The organism is Youngiibacter fragilis 232.1 (assembly GCF_000495435.3).
Classification (GTDB): Bacteria; Bacillota; Clostridia; order Clostridiales; family Clostridiaceae; genus Youngiibacter; species Youngiibacter fragilis.
This window is the reverse complement of record NZ_AXUN02000025.1, coordinates 1-5,492: the sequence shown is the minus strand read 5'-3', so window position 1 is coordinate 5,492 and position 5,492 is coordinate 1. Positions and strand designations below refer to the sequence as shown.

Here is a 5,492-nt window from a genome sequence, read left to right as displayed (position 1 = left end):
TGCACTAGAATTTACGCTTACTTTTCATTGTATTTTTTGACCCATAGTTCCACTCAAGAGCTATTTCGCTCAGATTGGCCACAAAAGCCATTTAGTCATTTAAAGCTCAAAAAACATAAATAACCCACCAATATCCCGTCTTAGTTCGGTACATTTCCGAGCTTAGATGCTTTCTTGGTGGGTTTCACTATTCATATAAATAAAAAAAAGGCCCACCACATTGTGATGAGCTCTCCATTTATCTGTTAGAGTAATACTTTTGATTTGGACTTGTCGGTTTATCAGGCATTGTAAGACTTAGAAGATTTCCTTTAACTAATGGCTTCAATATACTGTTCGCAAAATATCTCCTATCTTTCAATCCCAAAAATTCTTGAATTTCTTTTCTACTTCTAGGTTTTTTACAAAATTCCAGTATTGACTCCGTTCGCTTATCATCAGCATCCATTTCAGCTTGGGGGGTAGCTTGAGGGGTAGCTTGGGGGGTAGCTTGGGGGGTCAACGGAATAATTGTCTTAAATACATCTCCCTCGATGAATTCGGGATCAGCACCCGAGTAGATCTTGTTGTACTTATAGATGTTCCTAACTCCTGATCCGAGTTCATCAACCCAACCTATCTCTTTAAAGAACTTTGCAATCTTAGGATTCTTGGGATAAGGTGAGAAGTCCTCAGGGTCAATCATTCCATTTCCATGAGGCTTATTGCCATTTTCGATAAAGACTCTGTCCTTCTCAACGACCAGCTTCGCGGGAAATGGATTTGAGAATTCTCTATGAATTAGCAAATTTGAAATCGCTTCTCTGAAAATCTTATCCCTTAAACTCACACGCTGATCACCCTCGAGATAGAATTTGTCATTGAGATGCTTGGCAATAAACTGCATTAATCTTTCATAGCTTCTTAGAAGATTCACCCTAATATCATCCCGGTCATCATACCTGTCGAGGTTTTCTCTTCTTAAAATTGCGTCTGTTCTATAGTGTGGAAGCGCTGTTTGAATCATCAGTTCACTTCCGAAAATTAGAATGCCGGCTAGTGTAATCCCTTGCTTACCTGTGCTCTGATCCTTTAAATACATCCCTGCACTTTTTAACAGCTCGATGTTATCCATCGAAACCCACGGGTGGCCGGGTTTTAAGTTTCCAACCGTTTTTCTAACCCTTGTGAACAATTCATCTTCTAGCTCATCCATGTCTGCATAGGGAAAAATTCTGTTTTCTGTATATGTCGCTTGCTTTCTCATGTACAACCCAGATACTAAAGTTGTATTATTGGTAATGTCAAAATCTCCATCTTCGTTTCGATCAAAGATTTTCCCCTTGCAACGATGCACCTGAGAACTCTCAGGTACGTTAATGTACAGGATCGTCTTCCCATATATTTCAACATCTTCTACTGCCAAGTAAAAAGCAGGATTGAGAGTTTGTGGATTATTAAGTGATGTAACAAAATCTTTCTTCAGCTGATCCACAGCATCTTTATCGACGCCTGCAATATCACCGTTATCCTTCACCCCAAGAAATAAATGCCCCCCGTGGCGATTCAAAAATGCGCATACAGAATCATACACATCCTTATTTATCTTCTTTTTACTCTCCTTGAATTCTACAGTAATGCTTTCACCACTACTGATTATTTTCTTCAAACTTTCTATCTTCACTTGCAACACCTCTTTTACGCCAAAGCATGGCGTTCTAATTTATTTTATCCAATCAGTCAGATAGTAATCATGAATTTGCGAATTTTGATATCAACCCAAAGATATACGCTGTGTTCCTGGACTGTTCTCTTACTTCCTGACGTAGGTGGGTTTCTCCATTTTTCCACCGTTCATAATATCCAGCTACATTTATAAAATCATCTTTTGTAATTTTTCTAGCTCCACTTAGTTGAACAGAGGGATTATTATCGGGTGTGTTGTCTACGTACAAATATGCTTCTTTTGTATAAACATTAAACCATAGTGGAGTTCTATTGTTTTGAGGAACTGTTGATGCATCAAAAGCCTCTTCAGTTGCCGCGCGAAGAATCTGATGCCATAGTTTTTCAAAATCCATTACTCAACACCCTCCTTCAATTGAATTATATTTCCAGGTAAAGCTTCGAACATGTCAGGGTAATGCCCACATCTAGCACGAATCTGATTGTATTTTGCTTGGGTTCCATCTTTCTTCAGGTACAATTTTCTTCTATATATTTCATCTGAAAGCTCTGCAGCATGCATTTTCATGCCTTCCACTTCTTTAAGTACAATTTTCATGGCTTCTTGCAAGGTTCTCTTAGGAATCGAAGGACCAAGAATTTTTTCAATTGGACCAGCACTCCGATCATACTTTAATAGAATGTACACTGGCTCGTTATCTTTTAGAATGACAACCTTGCCATTCTTCTCAACGACTTTAAATACATCATCTATGTCTGTTTTCAGTTTATCATAAGAAATCAAACTCTCTAAACTCACTTCCATAGTTTTCACCTCACCTGTAGTATACCACAGATTTTAATACAAATTCAATTATTTTGTACGTTTTTGTACTAAAGTTGTTTCCATCAAAATTTCACTAAAAACAACCCACCAAGTGGCCCGATAATGATAATCAAGCTACTAGGTGGGTTTATTTGTGCGCTTTTAATTTTGTCATGATTTTCTTTATATTTGAAGAATATCGTTCCATTTTTAAAAATCATAACTACTACTTTATTGAATAATATTTCTGCAATCTACTCGTTGGTTTATCGGGTATCGTTTCCTTAATAATTCCTTTTTCTAAAAGTGGCTTCACGATATACTTCTTAAAATTAGGATTTGTCAAATACCTTGGAAGATACTCACGCATTTCTGTTATTGTCTTTGGCTCTTCACAATATTTTAGTAAAGCCTTCACTTCAGGCCCCTTCAAAAACTCTTTCTTTTCCAACTGCGTCTTTGCTTTTTTTCTACGCCTCTCCTGTTCTTGAAAGGCTATATAGTTAATTGGTGCAGTCCACTCAAAACCAGATTTGAATTGATAAATAATCTGACCATCTTCCAGAATAGTTCCCTTTTCTATAAAGTTTTCAAAGATTTCTCTTTTAAAATCAGGTGGGCTTTTGTAATATCTTAAATCATCATTCCCTTTATTTTTATAGGCTTCAAGGTTTTTTCTAAGCTCTTCAATTTCTTTTGCTACTTCTTCCAGTTGTTCTTCACGAGCCGTATAACCTAGTAGTTTCTCTCTTATATCCATAATCTCATCCGTCAAATAATCAATAAGCTTTGCATCTTTACCTGCTTTCCCCAGCTCATTCTCTACAGCTTTGTATAACTGTTGATTTAACGCTTCTTTCTCCTGCTCTAGCTGTTCTCTTTGTATTTCTTCTTCTGGTGTAATCTTTAAAGCCTTCATAAATAAATCCAAGTACTCATCAAATGCAGGATTAAATTTTATATCCATTAGTACTTGAGAGAAGTTTTCTTCTACATAGTTTTGATTCAAATGAATAGAACCACAATGGCCTTTTAACCCCTTATTACACCGCCACCATCTCTTTTCATAACTCTTCATTTGTCTGTTAATTCCTCTTACATAGCCGACGACGGTTCCACATTCACCACAATATAGTTTCTTAGTAAAGGCATCATTCTTTTCCTTGTCCACTGGATATTTTTGAAAATTTTCTTTTCTGCTTTTTTCATTTTCTTCTAACATAGTTTGAACTCTTTTCCACTGCTCCCCATTAATAATTCCTTCATGATGACCTTCAATGAAATACATGGGCAGTTCTCCTGTGTTCTTCACCCGATCGCTGATTAAACTAAATCCTGAATGAAATCTTTGATATATATAGTTTCCCCTGTAAATCTCAGAGCTTAATATCCTCCTAATGGTGCTCACCTGCCACATCTTTTGTCCACCTGGTGTGAGAACTGACTCTTCTGTAAGCGTATTAGCTATTTCTCTCATGTTTTTTCCTTTTTCATACTCATCATAGATCAGCTTCACTACTTTTGCTTCTTCATCGTTTATTACCCATTCTTTATTTTTATCGTACTTATAACCGTAGCCTTGAACCGCAGGTCTTACAATACCTCTTTGGGCCAAACTTCTTCTACCCCAGGCAATAGCTTCACCAATATTGACACTTTCCTCCTGCCCCAGTGCGGATAACAGATTAATCAAGACATTGCTTTTTTCAGAAAGACTCAAAATATTTTCACGCTCGAACCACACTTCGACCTTTGGATCTAGACTTTTCAACATGTTTAAGTAGGTTAATGTATCGACAGTATTTCTAGCAAATCGTGATAAAGATTTTGTAATAATCAAGTCCACTTTTCCCGCTTTACAATCTTCCATCAGGCGCTTGAAATCAGGCCTACCTTCAGTCGTTCTCCCGCTTTTTCCGTCATCTATATAGATATCAGCTAAGATGTAACGTGGATCCTTGAGGATAAGGTACAGATAATATGAATATTGAGTTTTGATACTTGTTTTTTGCTGCTCCAGTTCTGTTGAAACTCGTACATATGCAGCTACTTTTAATTTCTTTTCTCTAACAACAGGGACACTCGTCTGCATGATCACAGAATTACTCAGTTGTTTTTGTATATTTTTAACCATCAAATTAGGCTCAAGTTTTCTTTCTGCTATCATCTTTCTGTCCTCCTCATCTAAAGTATTTAAATCACCCCCTTTCCCCGAGGTGACTTGTTTGGTTGTCATCACTTGTAATTCAGGATTATTATCAACCTGTAATTCACCTTCAGAATAGAACTCTTTAGGGGACTCTACAATATTCGGTTTTATGGGTATGCAGTTACCTACTTCTGTCTCTTTACCATCAATCCAATAAATTTTATAATCTTCTTTTGAGTAAATGACCATGGAGAGAATCCACGCTCGCAAGTATTCAATAGTGGCTTTCCCTGAGAAATCTTGAAAGGTTTTAATATTCTCAAGCCACTTTATAGAACCGAGTCGATACTTCCTATCATCTTCTATTTCTACTAGCTGGTTCTCAAACTTATCATAATCTCTTTCCATCTGAATGATGTCTTGATCTGTAAATTGAATATCTTTCAACCTTTTAGCCAATTGTATCTGCGTCAAGGCTTTAAGGCGATGAAACTCAAAGTAGTCATTCTGGTTTATCCTAATCAACATTCTTTGTAGCCGCTTAATCAGTTTTGGATCATCAACATCAAAGCGTACTCTAAAAGCATTTATCATTATTTCAACTATTAGATCTTCCCGTAAAGTCAGTGAACTGCAGAGGTTTTTGTGGGTTGTTGCAGAAACGCACCTGAAATACTCCCATGGTTTATTTCTATTTCTTCTAAAATTCTGACCGCAGTTGCCGCAGTGGATCCGTCTTGATAAGGAATTGGGGCTAAATTGTTGAGGTTTAGTTTCCCTTTTGTTCTTTTTTCTTTCTTCCTGGACCCTGTCAAAGAGTTCCTGACTTATAATCGCTGGATGATGGTTCTCAATTAAACCGTAACTTTTCGA

The 5,492-nt window shown here is 36.9% G+C and carries 4 protein-coding genes; all 4 read right to left on the bottom strand.

Going from position 1 to position 5,492, the window contains the following annotated elements; genetic code table 11:
• Nucleotides 1-238: 238 nt before the first annotated feature.
• Nucleotides 239-1,663, bottom strand: a complete 1,425-nt coding sequence (locus T472_RS01615) for an RNA/DNA-binding domain-containing protein (RefSeq protein ID WP_023387248.1) — start codon at nt 1,661-1,663, stop codon at nt 239-241.
• Nucleotides 1,664-1,730: 67 nt separating this feature from the next.
• Nucleotides 1,731-2,060 (bottom strand): hypothetical protein, encoded by a 330-nt coding sequence (locus T472_RS01610; RefSeq protein WP_023387247.1) that lies wholly within the window; start codon nt 2,058-2,060, stop codon nt 1,731-1,733.
• On the bottom strand, nt 2,060-2,470 hold the full coding sequence (locus T472_RS01605) for a hypothetical protein (protein WP_023387246.1): 411 nt from the start codon (nt 2,468-2,470) through the stop codon (nt 2,060-2,062). The genes T472_RS01610 and T472_RS01605 overlap by 1 nt, the downstream gene beginning before the upstream one ends.
• Before the next feature lie 226 nt (nt 2,471-2,696).
• Complete coding sequence (locus tag T472_RS01600; RefSeq protein ID WP_369322581.1) at nt 2,697-5,474, bottom strand: recombinase family protein; 2,778 nt, start codon at nt 5,472-5,474, stop codon at nt 2,697-2,699.
• Nucleotides 5,475-5,492: the final 18 nt, after the last annotated feature.